The organism is Streptomyces sp. 150FB (assembly GCF_000818195.1).
In the GTDB taxonomy this organism is placed as follows: Bacteria; Actinomycetota; Actinomycetes; order Streptomycetales; family Streptomycetaceae; genus Streptomyces.
This window is the reverse complement of sequence record NZ_JTHL01000001.1, coordinates 3,484,502-3,499,238: the sequence shown is the minus strand read 5'-3', so window position 1 is coordinate 3,499,238 and position 14,737 is coordinate 3,484,502. Positions and strand designations below refer to the sequence as shown.

Genomic DNA, 14,737 nt, shown 5'->3' with positions numbered 1-14,737 from the left:
GCCGACGGCGACCCCCACCCCGCCGGCCCAGCGCTCGGCCCCGCCCCGCCGCCCCCGCGAGCGGGGCAGGACGCCGCTGTTCGACCAGTACGACGAACAGGACCGCCCCCGCGCCGCCAACGAATAACCCCACTGACCCAGGCCAACGCCCCGCAACGGATTTCCGGCCACCCGCCCGGTGGTGCTAAGGTTTCACTCGTTGCAAGGGCCTGTGGCGCAGACTGGTAGCGCACCTCGTTCGCATCGAGGGGGTCAGGGGTTCAAATCCCCTCAGGTCCACAACAACAAGGGCCGTTCACGGGTTCACCCCGGAACGGTTCACGAGATCCCGGTCAGACGGTCACCGTCTGACCGGGATCTCGTCGTTTGCGCTCCTGCTTGTGTGAAAGTCAGCCTGCCGGGCCGCCGGGAAGCGCGGCGGCCCGCGTCGGAACGGACCGGGGGTCGGGATGCGGACATGCCGCGGGGACCGCAAGCGTGGAGGCAGACTCCTGCGGTCTCGCGACGTGTCGATCTTCAATTAGGGGATGTGCGCCGGCTCACGGGCTGCGGCTGAGACTTCGGGGGAGGGGTGTGGCTGTCTGCCTGGCCGTTGGGTAGGGCAGGGGGACTTCGCCCGGCTCGGGGGCAAGGCCGGTAATGGCGCTCTTCTTGCTGGCGACCAGTACGGCTTGAGCTTCTTGATGTTGTGGACCATGACGGTGATGGCCAACAGAAGCGTCCGGGCGACACGGCCACGGGGCTGACGCCTCTCACGGGCGTGCAAGGCGGTGTCGACGGACTTCAGTCGTCCGTTGCCGCCTTCGATGTGTGCGCGGGAGCATCTGGTAGGCCAGGGCCCAGGAGGGCGTCTGCCAGGGCAGTTCCGGCCGCGTCCGGGGCATGACGTGAGCCCGCACAGTCGCTGAGGACTGGCGGCAGCACTTGGGGCGTTCGTCGAGGGGCGGATCGGGGGCTCGACGCCGGGCCGGGCGGCGGGGTGCGCAGCGCGCTCCCGGTGGACGTCAAGGTTGATGACGACTGGCACTGGACCCTTCTTCTTGGGGGTGCCGCGGTCTTCACGCTCTTTGGCCCAGGGGCAGTTGAGTTTGGTGATGGGGCAGGCCTACCGCTCGGTGTCGCGTTCGTCGAAGGTGTCCTTCTTCCAGGTCAGAGCCAGTTTGGCGCAACCAGGCACTGTGATTCCCAAGCTCAGAAAGTGAATTCGATTCTCGTCAGCCGCTCCAATGCCAAGCCCCAGGCCGGCAACCTGGGGCTTTATGCAGTCTTGGCTTCACTGGCCTCCAGACCCCAAGGACTGAAGTGGGCCCTCAATGGCCACGCCACCCACGGAGAGAAGCCAGTTGTCATAGATGTAGTCACTGAAGATCTCCAGCACTCGGCCATCTCTCATCAGCAAGGCGATGTCGAGTGTATTGAAGCGCGACTGAGGCTGGACGTCGACGATCTGCGATCCGACGAGCGAGCGGACCTTGCCCGCCATATCCGAGGTGGCCTCTGTGTCTCTCGACGCCTCGATCACGTTCTGCGTAGTCAGCCGCCACGGCCCCGACACGCGCAGACGCCATTCGGAACCGCTGAGAAAGAGCGTGTCCGATTCGGGGTCCTGGTGACAGTCCTCCACCGCCAGTGGAAGGTGGGTCGAGATTTCTCGAAATACATCGTTGTTCATCAGTAGAGTTCCACATGGGTGCGTTCGCGGATGTATTGACGGGCAATTGCGCCCTTCATGCCTCTTGGCGCTTGAGGTTGCCGCCCGGTGAACGGACTGACAGCTTGACCATTGGCTCCTTCAAACGATGCCCGCAATGGGGCGCTTCCCGCTGACTGCATAACACGGATGGTCTCGCCGTTCGGTAGCTGGTATCCGATGCCTGCGGATCTGGTCTGGAAGGTGGCGAAGCCGGGCTCGCCCGAGTCGACTGCCCGTTGGAGCCCATCCTCCAGCATCTTCTGGCTGGTCGGAACGACGGTTCCGTGCTGATCGGCTACGAAGGCCGGACGGGTGGGTTTAGTCGGGCAAGGGCTCAGTCCGAGCGGATCCGACAAGATGTGAGGGTTATGGATGTACGTGCTGGGATTGGGTGCGGGAGAAAGACCGAATGGATCCGCCGTGGTGTACCGCGCGGTTTCCGGGTCGTAATAGCGTTGATAGTTGTAATGGAGACCGGTTTCGGAGTCTGCATACTGGCCTGGGAAGCTCAGTGGGCAGTCTGCGCGTGTCGCGTCCTCGGAGGCGGGGAGAGGTGTGCCCCAGAGTGTGGTGCGGTGTTGCCAGGCGAGGTCGCCGGCCGCGGTGACGAGTTCGGTCGGGGTGCCGACCGTGTCCGTGATGACCGCGTGAAACCGGGTGGCGTGCTCGGTCGTTCTGTTCTCGGCCAGTTGGGCGAGGACTGATGTACCCGCTTCCCTGATCAGCGGTCGGTGAGTGATCTGGGTAAGAGGCCGATGAGTGCCTGGGGAGTAGTCCCACGTTGTCGTGTTCCCCCCCCGGCTGCTTTCTCTTCCGCCAGGCGTGTCGCGTCCCAGGCGAAGTCTGTGCGGTCCACAATCGCGCTGTCGTTGGCCAATCGCTGTTTGGCGATGCGCCGACCCACAGGATCGTAGAGGTACTGCCATGTTTCCCCGGTCGGGGTCAGGGCCGCGGTGAGGCGGTCTTCCGCGTTCCACGTGTACGACCAGGTCCGCTTCTGCCCGTTGAGGAGTTTGCGTGTCTTGCGGGTCAGACGGCCTTGTCCGTCATGTTCGTACGTGGTGCTGCCGGCTCTGCGGACGAGGGTGCCGTCGAAGGTGCGTTCACCCGGTGTTTCGTGTGCGGGGGCTGCGGCGTGGGTGAGGTTGCCCGTTGTGTCGTAGACGTACGTCTCGGTCCAGCCGTACGCATGGACGCCGGTGACGCGGCCGGTGCTGTCGAGGCGGAACCGGCGTGTACCCGAGGTGAGTTCACGGATTTCGGTGACGTAGCCGTCTTCGCGGTGTGCATAGGCGCGGTGTTGGAGGAGACGGTCCGCGTGCGGTGCACGCTTGGCCAGGGACTGCGTGGTCAGGCGGTCATTCGCGTCCCAGGTCTGGGTGAGGGCTGTCCCGTTCCCGATGCGGCGCTCGGTCTCGCGGCCCGCGGCGTCGTGGGTGAAAGTCAGCGTGCCTGCGTCGGATCGTAGTTCGGTGGGCCGGCCTGCCGCGTCGTACGCCCATTGCGAGCGTAGTCCCGACGGGGTGGTCCGCCGGGTCCGACGGCCAAGGATGTCGTACGTGTAGCTCGTCGTGCGGCCGTTGACCGTCTCCGTGAGGGTGCGGCCGAGGGCATCGCGCTCCAGGACGACTTCCGCGTCCGTGTTGGCCGTACGGATCAGGCCGCCCGATTTCGCTGCGCCGGAGGCTGTGGAGCCCGTGTGCGGTGCGCGGGTGCTGGGACATGAGGGGGCCTGTCTCCTTTCACGGCAGGGAGATCCGGGACCGCGGACGCGGTCCCGGTCCCGGTGGAGTCACTGCGCCTTGCGGGCCGGAGCGAGGGACGACCGGTCAGGAATGCGCGGCCTGCTCGCGGTTCCGGAGGAAGACCGCGGCGATGAGCACACCGACCAGGACGAGGGCCGCGTTGACGGCGATGGCGGTGGTGACGCCGTGCAGGATGGCACCCGCGGTGACGGCTCCCGCGGTGGCGGCGGTGACGACGGCCGACATGACCGGGGTGCCCATCGTGATGCCGATCTGCTGGGACATGGTGGCAAGGCCGGTGGCCAGGCCCTGCTCGGCGTCCGGGAGGCCGGAGGTGGCGGTGACCATGAAGCCGACGATGACCAGCATGTTGCCGATGCCGCCGAAGAAGGTGGCGGGCAGCAGCAGCCACATGGATGCGGTGTCCGGGCCTATCAGGAGCATGATCCCGGTGAAGGCGGCCTGGATCAGGCCGCCCGCGACCAGCGCGGTCAAGGTCGAGGTCCTGATGATGACGCGGGAGGCGAGCATGCCGCCGACGACGGTCCCGAGTCCGAGGACGCCGAAGGAGATACCGGCGGTCAGGGGAGAGAAGCCCAGCGACTCCTGCATGTACAGGGTGAGCAGGTAGACCAGAGAGGTTTCGGTGACAAAGGCGAGCAGGCCGAGGACGTTCCCCCAGGCCACGGCGGGCCGCTTCAGGATCCGCAGCGGAACCAGCGGCTCGGCGACCTTGCCCTCGATGAACCAGAAGGCGACCAGGAGCGCGGCGCCGACGAGCAGGCTGCCGAGGGCGGTGGGGTGGCCGAAGCCGTGCTCGCCGGCCTGGGTCAGGCCGTAGACGATGCCGAGCAGGCCGACGGTGACGGACAGCGCGCCGGGCAGATCCAGGCGCGGGCGCCGTTCGGGGCGGGACTCCTTGATGACGGCGGGGGCGATCAGGAGCACCGCGATCGCGACCGGCACGTTGATGAAGAAGGACCAGCGCCAGGAGAGCAGGTCGGTCAGGATGCCGCCGAGTATGGCGCCGGTGGTGAAACCGGCCGACATCAGGGCGCCGTTGAGGCCGAGGGCCTTCTGCCGGAGCGGCCCTTCGGGGAAGGCGGTGGTGAGCAGGGACAGTCCGGCCGGGGTGACGGCGGCGGTGGCCAGGCCCTGGGCGACGCGGGCCGCGATCAGGATCGCGGGGGTGGTGGCGAGGCCACCTGTCAGGGAGGACAGGCCGAGTACGGCGAGGCCGCCGAGGAAGATCTTCTTGCGGCCGACGAGGTCACCGATGCGGCCGAAGAAGAGGGTGAAGCCGGCCGCGGAGAGCGCGAAGGCGGTGGCGATCCACTGCAGGTCGGAGAGGGAGAAGCCGAGCCCGTCGCCGATCGCGGGCAGGGCCACGTTCAGGATCGAGAAGTCGACGGCCAGCATGAACTGGGCGACGAGGAGTACGGCGAGGATCACCTTGAGGCGGCCGGTGAGTCGCTGCGGTTCCGGCTCGGGAACGGCTGCTGCCCGGGCGGACTTCCGGGGCGCAGATCGGGTCGTGGACATGACAGGGCATTCCTTTCGGAGCCGCCGTCCGGGCGGCGATGCGAGGAGGTACGCGGAAACGGTCGCCGGGAAATCCGGGGCGAGAGGTCTAAACGGTTCCGATGTTCCGTTACGGTGGAGACCGTAGCACCCGATCCGCCGTAATGGAACTGGAGACCCGATATGAAGTCCGACGGCGAGACCGCCCCGGCCCCGACTCCGGCCTCGACTCCGGCCTCGACTCCGGCCCCGGCCCCGGCCCCGGGCAGCGTCCGCCCCGGCGGCCGTACCGCACGCGTCCGCGAAGCCGTACTGAAGGCGGCTGGTGACACCCTCGCCGAACAGGGCTTCGACGGCCTGGACCTCGCCGAGGTCGCCCGCCTCGCCGGCGTCGGCAAGACCACCGTCTACCGCCGCTGGTCCACCCCCGCGCTCCTCGCCGCCGACCTCCTGGAGGACATGGCCGAACAGTCGCTCCCCCGCGCCCACACCGGCAGTCTGGAGGAGGACCTGCGCACCAACGCCCGTCTGGTTGTCCGTACCCTCACCGACCCCCGCCAGGGCCGGCTCTTCCGCGCCCTGATCGCCGCCGCCCTTTGCGACTCCCGGGCCCAGCAAGCGCTCCACCGCTTCTACGCGATCCGGATCGACGAATGGGCGGGCTGCGTCACCGAGGCCGAGAGGCGCGGCGAAGTCCCCGAAGGCACCGACGCCACCGCGGTCATCGCGGCCGTCTCCGCCCCGCTCTACTACGCGATGCTCAACACCGGAGCCCCCCTCGACGAGGCCCACGCCGACCGCGCGGCCGCCGCGGCCTGCGCGGCGGCACGCGCCGGCGCCTACGCCGGCGCGAACGCGCGGTAGGCGGCCGGTCGCGGTCCCGGGATCCCCGGCCGGTGAACGCCGCTCATGCCCGGGGAACGATCACACACTCATCTGGGAAAGACCTTTGAGGACCCGACCCGCCAGGTCGCGGGCGGTGGCGCTGAGGCTCCGGGACAGTGGCTCGCTCGACGATGTGTGGGCGGAAGGCGGGCGGGGTGGAAGCAGGTGCGTCTTGACGAGGGCAGGTGGGAAGCCTGGGTGAATGACTGACATCGAGATCAGGCGGACCCGACCGGGAGATGGTGCGGCGTGCGCCGAAATGTGGCGAGAGGCCGGTAGCTTCTTCGCCGGGATCAACCCACATACCTTCCAGGTGCCCGCTGTTGAAGGCCTGGCCGAGTGGTTCGAAGAGATCAACGCCACGCTTCGTGGCCACAAGACCATGGTGCATCTGGTCGCAGAGGTCGATGGTGTTCTCGCCGGTAGCGTGTCGGCATCCCTTGTCGAGCCGCTCGATACCGCCGAGCGCCAACTCCAGACCGACCTGTCACGCCGGAGGCTGCACGTGGACAGTCTGGGTGTGACGGAAGCCCATGGGCGAGGTGGAGTCGGTACCGCCCTGCTACAGGCTGTGGAGGAGTGGGGACGCTCTCGGGGCGCTGAAGTCGTTGTCCTAGAGACAGAGTCCAACAACCCCATGTCCGTACCGTTCTACGAACAACGGATGGGATTCAGCGCGCAGGCCGTGGTGTTCCGCAAGGTGCTCCAGGCCCCGCGAGGCAGCGGGGAGCCGTGACAAGGTGCCGGCCGGCGCCCTCTGAGGGCCAGATGAGGTTCACCTGGCCTGCGGCGCTGTCCAGGCATCTCCCACACATCCCTCGTCGAAGTCCCACCAACCCTCGTCCGATCCGCGCCACAACAACTCCTGTACGGCTGCCAGATCGACGTGGGCCGGTATGTCCATAGCCACCAGGCCGAACTGACCGAGGCCCTCTCCCGTGACTCCGAGAGGAGCGAACAGGTCTATCACTGGTGTCAGTTGACCCTCAAGCCGTCCGTCTTCGAACGGGATCACACGCACCGTGCAATGTCCGGACCACTTGATCTTCTCGATCGCCCTCAGTTCACCGTCAGCGTCCTCGCGGACACGGACCACGTCGCCGCAAGCGATGTTGGTGACGAACCAGGGTGTGTTGTCGATCCGGACCAGGTCCTCGCCCAGTTGGACGGCCCACAGGCCTTCAATGCTGACCGGTGGCCACCCGTCTTCGTCCTGATCGAGGGAGAACAGCACCTTCACATGCTTACCTGTCGTATCCGCCATGTCGTCAGCATCCCCGATGCGCTCATGTCGTACGACTGGTCGTCGGCGTGCGCGATTCCCCGAACCTCTTGCCTTCCGACGGGGGACGTCAGTGGCCGTCAGTGGAGACCTGGAGCTTGGGACGAGAACCGATACGGCGAAGTCAGTCGCCGAGGACCCGCTCCCACAACAGCGCGTCCCGCCAGCCTCCGTCGAGAAAGATCGAGGAGTGCGCGACGCCGTAGGGGCTGAACCCGTTGCGGCGCAGCACCCGCTGCGACGGCAGATTCTCCAGATTGGTGGACGCCTCCGCGCGGTGCAACCCGAGTTCGTCTGTCATCACCCCGAGTGCAAGCCCGACCGCGTGCCCGGCATGCCCTTGATTCTGGGCGACGCCGGCGATCCAGTATCCGACGGAGCCGCGGCGCAGGTGCGGTTGCGGCAAGATGCCTCCGACGGTGACCTGCCCGATCACCTGGTCGTCGGCGAGCACCACGCCCGGCCAGACCGCGCCGGCCCTGTATCCGGCCAGCAGCCTGTCGATCCGCTCCGCCTGGCCCTCCGGGGTGAAGAAGTCGGCCGGCTGGTCCGGTTCCCACGGCCGGAAAGCCTCGAAGTCCCGCACCCGATGAGCGGCGATCGGGGCGGCGTCGGTGGGCTCTATCAGACGGATCCGGGTGCTGTTGCGCATGGGCTGATCCTTGTCACGGTGCTCGCATGAGACGGCCAGCCTATGCAAGGGCCCCCGCGCCGCCGCGCCCTACGCCCTACGCCCGCCGGAGGATCGAGTCGATCGCGCGGGTCGTGATCTCGATACCTGCACGCGGGAAGCGCCTTCCGCTTGGACCGGCAGAACCCCTGGACAAGGTTTATCGTGCCGGCTCAGAACGCTCTTTCGTATGTACTCCCCGCTTCCGGTCTCACCTCAACCGAAACAGCGAGGTCAGGGCGGTCAGGCGGGTCGGCGGGTCGGCGGGTCCAGGAAGTAATGTCATGGACATCCTGTCTGATCATTCTGATCGGGCGGGATCTCGTCGTTGGAGGTAATACCCGGTGTCCGCTCTTCCGCCCCCGCAAGCCCCGATAGAGCCCGCCAAGTACGCCAAATACAACATGCGCGCGAATATGAGTGCCGACGAGCGTCTCAGGCGCGGGCGGCTTGTTCTGCTGGGGCTGGTCGTTGTCGTCGTGGGGCTGGTCGCGTTCTCCGTCTTCGGGCCGCACGACCAGAAGGACGGCGCTCCGGTCCTGAAGGCCGGGGACTGTTTTCAGAACACCGGCACCGACAAGGAACCCGAGGCCAAGAAGCTGGCCTGCGGCGACTCCGCCGCGCAGTACAAGGTGCTGAAGAGCATCAAGGGCGGCGTCACCTCCCTCGCCTGCTCCGACGTCGCGGGCACGACGGGGGCGCTCACCCAGGTCGGTGCCGAGTCGTTCGTCGTCTGCTTCGAGGCGAATCAGTAATACGAGAGACCCGCCACCCCGCACGTCTGGATTGAGACAGACCCCGCGCGGCTCGCCCCCGTGCGTGGCGCCACGCCCGGGCGTACGTGTCACGCCCGGTGCGCGGCGTGCGTCCCGTCGGCGGGTCTTCGCGTACGGCGGGACAGCGCGCGCGGTGAGGAGGCCGGTACGGCTACGCGATACCTGCCGGCGCCCGCGTCACTCCCGCATCGATATTCCGCTTCAATTGTCACACGAGCCTCAAAAGTCCCAGGGGAAACAGTAGTTACCTGGAATGACCTGCGACGGAGTGATTGTCGTGGGAGTTCCGTGACGACAAGGTGTGGCCGGGAAATGACCTCCGGTTATCCCCGTCGGATATACGATCTCCCAACAATGTCTGGTGTAGAGGTAGTTCGCCCCGTGGATATGGTGCTCGGCTGCGGCGATGCGGTCGGGACCTCCATATCGATATGCCCGCGCCCCGCGGGCGCCTAGACCTCCGCACCCTCGACGCTGCCCGTGAAAACTGCCGGGTGGCATCCGTAAGACATCGATTTTCAGCCAACTCAAAGGTTTCCCATGGCCCGTTCCTCCGTGCCCGCCACCACGCCCCGCAGGGGGCAGCGCCTCTGGCCTACGGCGCTGATACTCGCTTTCGTCCTGGCCGCGGTGGCGGTGGAACCTGTGGCGCGCCTCAGCCCCGGTGCGGCCCTGGTGTATGCCGTGGCCGCGGTCGCGCTGCTCGGTTTCCTCGTTCACCTGCGTAAGCAGCACCGTGACATCACCGCCGACGCCCTCAGGCGCGGCGGCGAGATCCGGGAGCGGAAGGCGGAGAGCGCCCGCCGCGAGGCGCACTGGCACGTCAACGTCGAGGCGCAGGCGGAACTCATCCGTGAGGAGGTCGAGTTCGTCGTACGACAGCGACTTCCGGCCGCGCTCACCAAGGCGGAGATCCCGCCGTCCCTGCACACCAGGGAGGAGTTGGGCGAGGGCCTCGCCGACTGGCTCGACCGGCTGCTGACCGTGGTCGCCGAGTCGGTCGCCAACCGCGAGGAGTCGCAGCGCCTCTCGCTGGTCGAACTGGCCAGCCGGGTCCAGACCTCGGCGCACCGGATCCAGGCGTCGGCGACCGGCATGGCCGACCGCTACCCGAACGACGCCGACCTGCTCGAGTCCACCATGCGCGTCGACCACGCCGCGACCCAGCAGGCCAGGCACGCCCAGAGCCTCAAGGTGCTCTGCGACGAATGGCCCGGCCAGCAGTGGCAGAAGCCGCTGGCGCTGGTGGATGTCGTCAGGGCCGCGTCCGGACGCATCGTGTCCTTCAAGCGCGTGGAGGTCAGCGGCGACCCCGACGTGGGGGTCATCCCCTCCGTCGTCGAACCCCTGATCCACCTGATGGCCGAGTTGCTCGCCAACGCCACGGAGTACTCGCCGCCCAAGACGGGCGTGCCGGTGACGGTACGTACGGTGCAGCGCGGCGCGGTCATCGAGGTGGACGACGGCGGCCTGGGCCTCGACGAGTACCGGCTGGCCGAGGCGCGCGAGATCGTGTCCGCGCGCCGGCTGCTCGGCGTCGGCGACGTAGGCGAGATCCCGCAGACCGGGTTCGCCGTCGTGGGGCGCTTCGCCGACCGCCACGGCTTCAGCGTCGACCTGGGCCCTTCGCCGTACGGCGGGGTCCGCGCGGTCGTCCTGGTGCCCGTGGACGTGCTCCAGACGGTCGCGCCCGCCGGTACGCCCGGAGGCCGGGTCCTGCCCGCCGCCCAGCCCGTCCCACCGACCGGGCACGCCAAGGAGGCCGCCCAGGAAGCGGTACGGGCGGCCGCCTCCGGGGCGCCCAGAGAAGCGGGCAGAGACGCGGGCAGAGAAGCGGCCGGGGACGCCGCGCCCGCACCCGAGCCGGTCGCTGTCACGGCTCCCGCCCCCGTTCCCGTACCTGTCCCCGCGTCGGCCTCCGTCGGCGCGGGGACTCACGTATCCGCGTCCGCCGAGGGCCCCGGCCCCGTACCCGCCTCCGTACCTCTGTCCGCGCCCGCGCCCGAGACCCGCGCGCAGACGCATCCACAGATGCAGGCACAGGCACAGCCGCAGGCGCAGTCCCAGTCACAGCCGCAGGCGCAGGCCTCCTCCGTGCCCCACGCACCCGAACCGGCCCTCCCCCAGCGGGCGATCCCCGCGCAGAAGCCCACCGAGGCGGCGGGCCCACCGGCCCTCCCGTCCGGCGACACCCACCACACGCACACCCGCCCCCACACGCCCAGGACCGGCAGCAGGCTGCCGCAGCGTCGTTCGCGTCGCGACGAATTCGCTCCCGCGGTCGAAGCCGCGCCGACCGCCGTCACACCTCCCGGGTCCCCGGAGGAAGCCGGCGACTGGATGGAGCAGTTCTTCGAAGGCGGCAGGGTCGTACCGCCCTCCGCCTTCACCCCCGACTCCTCAGAAGGACAGACGTGAGCATGAGTTATGTGGAGAACCCGGAGCAGCGGGGCTGGATGATCGCCGAGGTGGCAGCAGTGCCAGGGGTGCGGCAGGTCATCGTCTTCAGCGCCGACGGACTGCTGCTGGCCAGCTCGGAGGGGATGGACCGCGATTCGGCCGACCGGTTGTCGGCGAACTGCTCGGGCCTCCAGTCCCTCGGGCGCAGCCTCGGCCGTGAGTTCGGCGAGGACGGCGGAGCCGTGCACCAGCAGATGGTGGAGTTCAACGGCGGCTTCCTCTTCATGCGCAGTGCCGCCGGAGCCCACCTCGCCGTGGTGGCAGGCCCTGTCGTCGACCCGAAGCTGGTCGCGCGGCAGATGCAGGCGCAGGTCATGAGGATGGGCGCCGGCAACCTCAGCAGCCCGCCGAGACTGGACTCGCCGCCCAAGGTGGGCTCCAGCTCGCCCAGACAGTCGTCGGCGCCCAGGCAGGGACCCCCACCACGGCAGGGCACACCTCCTAGGCAGGGGGCCGTATGAGCGGGCCGGGAGAGGAGGAGTACTCGGACGGTGCGGTGCGCCCGTACGTGATCACCAGAGGGCGCTCCCGGCCCACCCGTAACACCATCAGTGTCGAGACCCTCCTCGTGGCGGTAGAACCTCCGCGCGCCCTTCCGGTCTCAGCGACCAGGGAGGAGCTCGCGCTGGTTCGGATGTGTGAGCGCCTGCTGTCCCTGGTGGAGGCCGCCGCACATCTCCAACTGCCGGTCAGCCTTGTGAAGGTGCTGGCATCCGATCTGGTGGACAGCGGTCAGTTGTCCGCACGCTCAGGCATCCCGCAAGCCGCACTGCCCGACTCGCAACTGCTTCAGGAGGTACTGGATGGGCTACGTCGGCTCCGCTGACCGCTACTTGCCCGACACTGTCCAGCAGGCCGTCAAGATCCTCGTCGTGGGCGCCTTCGGCGTCGGGAAGACCACCCTGGTCGGATCCGTCAGCGAGATCGAACCACTTCGTACCGAAGAGGTGATGACCCAGGCGAGCGTCGGTGTGGACGATCTGGCCGGCATGGACGGCAAGACGACCACGACCGTCGCGATGGACTTCGGGCGGATCACACTCAGCTCCCGGCTGGTGCTCTACCTGTTCGGTACGCCGGGACAGCGGCGCTTCTGGGACCTGTGGGAGGGGCTCGCCGAGGGCGCCATCGGTGTGCTCGTCCTGGTCGACACCCGCAGGCTCCAGGACAGCTTCGACGTACTGGAACAACTGGAGTTACGCGGGCTGCCGTTCGCCGTCGCCGTCAACCGCTTCCCGGACAGCGAGCGGCACAGCGCCGAAGAACTGCGCGGCGCCCTCGACCTGTTGGACGAGACGCCTGTCGTGACGTGCGACGCGCGCGACACCATCTCGTCGGTCGACTCGCTGATCAGCCTTGTCGAATACGTGTCTGCCACCTTCGCGGTGCGCACCCCGGAGACTGCCTCATGAGCACCGCTTCCCCGCACCTTCCGTCCCCGGCCCCGGGGGCCCAACTCCCCCCGTACGGGCAGGAGCCCCCGCCCAACTGCCCGGCGCACGCCGCCGTCCCGGCGCAGGCGTCCGCGCCCACCGTCATGCAGGCCGTACCACCCGCGGCACCCACCGCCGCACCCGCACCCGTGCAGGCGCCCGCTCAGACGCCCTCACCCTCACCCTCACCCTCACCCGACAGCGACGGTACGGGCCTGCTCCTGCTGCCCGGCATCGTCGGCTCGGCCGATCCCCGCTCCATCTACCGCAAGCTGCGCGAGGATTGGGGCAATGTCGCCAAGGTGGAGCTGGAGCCAGGCGTGCCCGCCTGGCTCGTCATGGGCTACCGCGAGCTGCTCACCATCACCCGCCAGGAGCAGATCTACTCGCGGGACAGCCGCAATTGGCGCCATATGTACGACGGCGTCGTCTCGCCGGACTCCGGCCTGCTGACGATGATGGGCTGGCGCACCAGCAGCGTCATCGGCAGCGACGGCGCCGAACACCGGCGGCTGCGGCGGCCGTTGGAGGACGGCATCGCACGCATCGACCAGCGCAGGGTGCGCCGCCACGTCGAGGAGCTGTCGACGGAACTGATCGCAGGGTTCTCCGAGCGCGGCCGGGCGGACATGGTGACGGAGTACGCCACGATCGTGCCGATGCTCTCCCTCGCCTCGCTGTTCGGCCTGGACAGCGTCGAGAGCCAGGAGTTGCTCGACTCGCTCATCGACCTGTTCGGCAGCGCCCCGACGCGCAGATCGGCGGCCGCCACTTCGAGCAGATCATCCTCGACCTGGTCCGCGACCGGCAGCAGAATCCGACCGACGACATGACGACGGTCTTCATCAACCACCCGAATCTGCTGACCGAGGCGGAGCGGCTCCAGTCGATCGTGGTGACGATCTCGGCGGGGAACGAGACGGTCACGGCCTGGATCTCGCACACCTTGCGGCTGATGCTCACCGACCCCCGCTTCGCCGCGCGGCTGCACGGCGGGAGGCTCGGGGTGGACGACGCCCTCGACGCGGCGCTGTGGCGCGACCCGCCGATGAACAACATGCCCGCCAGGTACGCGCTGCACGACACCGAGCTGGGCGGCCGGCTCATCCAGCGCGGCGACTGCCTCATCCTCGGCCACGCGGCCGCCAACGACGATCCGGTGATCCGCCCCGAGGAGGGCGACGAGGAGTGGGGCAACCGCGCCCATCTCGCCTTCTCCGCGGGGCCGCACATGTGCCCGGCGCAGGTCCCGGCCCGTCTCATCACGCGTACGGCGGTGAACACCGCGCTGCATCTGCTGCCCGACATGCGGCTCAGCATCCCCGCCGATCAGCTCACCTGGCGCTACTCGCCCTGGTCGCGGGTGCCGGTGGCGCTGCCCGCCGAGTTCTCGGCGGCCCGTATCCCGACCCGGAGCTCCCGGTGACATGACGGAGCCGACGGAACCGAGAGAGCTGACGGAGCTGACGGAGCCGACGGAGCCGACCCGCACCGAAGTGCCGCTGACGGGCGGCCGGATCACCACAGGGGTGGTCCGCGTCGGCGACACGGTCCGCAGGCCGGTCAGCGACGCCTCACGGTTCGTGGCCGACCTGCTCGGAGCGCTCGCCCGGTCGGGATTCGCGGGTGCGCCGCGCCATCTCGGCCTGGACGAGAAGGGCCGCGACACCTTCGGCTATCTGCCGGGTCGGGTACCTCCGCGCTTCCGGCGCTGGAGCGATCCGCAAGTGGCAGCCGCCGCGGCGCTGTTGAGGTCGTTCCACGACGCCACCCGGGAGAGCGGTCTGACGGGGGGACAGCCGGTCGTCTGCCACCACGACCCCGGACCGAACAACACCGTGTTCGGCGACGAGGACGAACTCCCTTTCGCCTTCATCGACTTCGACATGGCGGCGCCGGGCGATCCGCTGGAGGACCTCGGGTATCTGGCGTGGACCTGGTGTGTCTCGTCCAGGAGCACAGCGCCGCCCGTCCGCGAACAGGCCGTCCAGGTAAGGATCGTGGCGCAGGCGTACGGCGGGCGGGACGCGGGCGGACGACACGGTTCGTACGGCGCCGAGCTGGTCGACGCGATGCTGGACCGGCAGGCGCGCAACGCCCGTTGGTGGCGCCACCGCGTCGCCGAAGACAGCGCGGCGGTCGAACGTATCGCCTGGTCGGAGCGCGAGTACGCCTTCACCGCCGCGCACCGTACGGTCTTCGCCGACGCGCTGAGCCGGGACCCGTCCGGCTGACCGGGTCCGGGTCCGGGCCCGCAGCGGCGGGTGGCGCG

The 14,737-nt window shown here is 68.7% G+C and carries 12 protein-coding genes, 1 tRNA gene and 4 pseudogenes; 11 read left to right on the top strand and 6 right to left on the bottom strand.

Annotation, left to right across the window (positions count from 1 at the left end; translation table 11 throughout):
• Positions 1-127: pseudogene (locus QR77_RS49995) on the top strand (hypothetical protein); the annotation flags it as partial.
• A gap of 78 nt (positions 128-205) precedes the next feature.
• Positions 206-279: transfer RNA gene (locus tag QR77_RS14880), tRNA-Ala, on the top strand.
• A 994-nt stretch (positions 280-1,273) separates the two neighbouring features.
• On the opposite strand, the gene QR77_RS14875 is transcribed toward QR77_RS14880, so the two are convergent.
• From QR77_RS14875 to QR77_RS14870, 4 genes and pseudogenes are all read right to left on the bottom strand, one after another.
• Positions 1,274-1,672, bottom strand: a complete 399-nt coding sequence (locus QR77_RS14875) for a hypothetical protein (protein WP_040022224.1) — start codon at positions 1,670-1,672, stop codon at positions 1,274-1,276.
• A complete protein-coding gene (locus tag QR77_RS48645; RefSeq protein ID WP_236711226.1) occupies positions 1,672-2,049 on the bottom strand; it encodes a hypothetical protein in 378 nt (125 codons plus the stop codon). The genes QR77_RS14875 and QR77_RS48645 overlap by 1 nt, the downstream gene beginning before the upstream one ends.
• Positions 2,026-3,359 (bottom strand): annotated as a pseudogene (locus QR77_RS48640) (RHS repeat-associated core domain-containing protein); the annotation flags it as partial. The pseudogene QR77_RS48640 and the gene QR77_RS48645, both read right to left, overlap by 24 nt.
• 163 nt (positions 3,360-3,522) lie before the next feature.
• Positions 3,523-4,980: an MFS transporter gene (locus QR77_RS14870; protein WP_040022223.1), complete on the bottom strand. Its 1,458-nt coding sequence runs from the start codon at positions 4,978-4,980 to the stop codon at positions 3,523-3,525.
• A gap of 162 nt (positions 4,981-5,142) precedes the next feature.
• Here QR77_RS14870 and QR77_RS14865 point away from each other — a divergent pair, with 162 nt between their 5' ends.
• Complete coding sequence (locus QR77_RS14865) at positions 5,143-5,823, top strand: TetR/AcrR family transcriptional regulator (protein WP_040022222.1); 681 nt, start codon at positions 5,143-5,145, stop codon at positions 5,821-5,823.
• Between the two features lie 223 nt (positions 5,824-6,046).
• Positions 6,047-6,580, top strand: a complete 534-nt coding sequence (locus QR77_RS14860; RefSeq protein WP_040022220.1) for a GNAT family N-acetyltransferase — start codon at positions 6,047-6,049, stop codon at positions 6,578-6,580.
• A gap of 39 nt (positions 6,581-6,619) precedes the next feature.
• Here QR77_RS14860 and QR77_RS14855 read toward each other — a convergent pair whose 3' ends face one another.
• Together QR77_RS14855 and QR77_RS14850 are read right to left on the bottom strand one after the other, a co-directional pair.
• A complete protein-coding gene (locus QR77_RS14855) occupies positions 6,620-7,084 on the bottom strand; it encodes a DUF4265 domain-containing protein (RefSeq protein WP_160310914.1) in 465 nt (154 codons plus the stop codon).
• A gap of 166 nt (positions 7,085-7,250) precedes the next feature.
• Positions 7,251-7,778 carry a GNAT family protein gene (locus QR77_RS14850; RefSeq protein ID WP_040022216.1) on the bottom strand — a complete coding sequence of 176 codons (528 nt, stop codon included), beginning with the start codon at positions 7,776-7,778 and terminating at the stop codon, positions 7,251-7,253.
• Positions 7,779-8,140: 362 nt separating this feature from the next.
• Here QR77_RS14850 and QR77_RS42170 point away from each other — a divergent pair, with 362 nt between their 5' ends.
• The 7 genes and pseudogenes from QR77_RS42170 (at position 8,141) to QR77_RS14815 (ending at position 14,699) form a co-directional block, all read left to right on the top strand.
• The gene (locus QR77_RS42170; protein WP_160310913.1) at positions 8,141-8,551 is read left to right on the top strand and encodes a hypothetical protein; all 411 of its coding nucleotides are present in this window, start codon (positions 8,141-8,143) and stop codon (positions 8,549-8,551) included.
• Between the two features lie 561 nt (positions 8,552-9,112).
• Entirely contained in the window at positions 9,113-10,990 is a 1,878-nt protein-coding gene (locus QR77_RS48635; protein ID WP_236710663.1) for an ATP-binding protein, read from the top strand.
• 2 nt (positions 10,991-10,992) lie between these two features.
• Positions 10,993-11,385: pseudogene (locus QR77_RS14835) on the top strand (roadblock/LC7 domain-containing protein); the annotation flags it as partial.
• A gap of 104 nt (positions 11,386-11,489) precedes the next feature.
• A complete protein-coding gene (locus QR77_RS14830) occupies positions 11,490-11,858 on the top strand; it encodes a DUF742 domain-containing protein (protein WP_040022214.1) in 369 nt (122 codons plus the stop codon).
• The gene (locus tag QR77_RS14825) at positions 11,836-12,444 is read left to right on the top strand and encodes an ATP/GTP-binding protein (RefSeq protein WP_040022212.1); all 609 of its coding nucleotides are present in this window, start codon (positions 11,836-11,838) and stop codon (positions 12,442-12,444) included. Before QR77_RS14830 ends, QR77_RS14825 begins: the two co-directional genes overlap by 23 nt.
• 125 nt (positions 12,445-12,569) lie before the next feature.
• Positions 12,570-13,891, top strand: a pseudogene (locus QR77_RS14820) (cytochrome P450).
• 1 nt (position 13,892) lies between these two features.
• Positions 13,893-14,699, top strand: a complete 807-nt coding sequence (locus QR77_RS14815; protein WP_078876684.1) for an aminoglycoside phosphotransferase family protein — start codon at positions 13,893-13,895, stop codon at positions 14,697-14,699.
• The last annotated feature ends 38 nt before the right edge of the window (positions 14,700-14,737 follow it).

Coding starts and splice junctions, on each gene's coding strand:
- QR77_RS14875 (WP_040022224.1), bottom strand. CDS start 1,672: ATGAACAACGATGTATTTCGAGAAATCTCGACCCACCTTCCACTGGCG.
- QR77_RS14870 (WP_040022223.1), bottom strand. CDS start 4,980: ATGTCCACGACCCGATCTGCGCCCCGGAAGTCCGCCCGGGCAGCAGCC.
- QR77_RS14865 (WP_040022222.1), top strand. CDS start 5,143: ATGAAGTCCGACGGCGAGACCGCCCCGGCCCCGACTCCGGCCTCGACT.
- QR77_RS14860 (WP_040022220.1), top strand. CDS start 6,047: ATGACTGACATCGAGATCAGGCGGACCCGACCGGGAGATGGTGCGGCG.
- QR77_RS14850 (WP_040022216.1), bottom strand. CDS start 7,778: ATGCGCAACAGCACCCGGATCCGTCTGATAGAGCCCACCGACGCCGCC.
- QR77_RS48635 (WP_236710663.1), top strand. CDS start 9,113: ATGGCCCGTTCCTCCGTGCCCGCCACCACGCCCCGCAGGGGGCAGCGC.
- QR77_RS14830 (WP_040022214.1), top strand. CDS start 11,490: ATGAGCGGGCCGGGAGAGGAGGAGTACTCGGACGGTGCGGTGCGCCCG.
- QR77_RS14825 (WP_040022212.1), top strand. CDS start 11,836: ATGGGCTACGTCGGCTCCGCTGACCGCTACTTGCCCGACACTGTCCAG.
- QR77_RS14815 (WP_078876684.1), top strand. CDS start 13,893: ATGACGGAGCCGACGGAACCGAGAGAGCTGACGGAGCTGACGGAGCCG.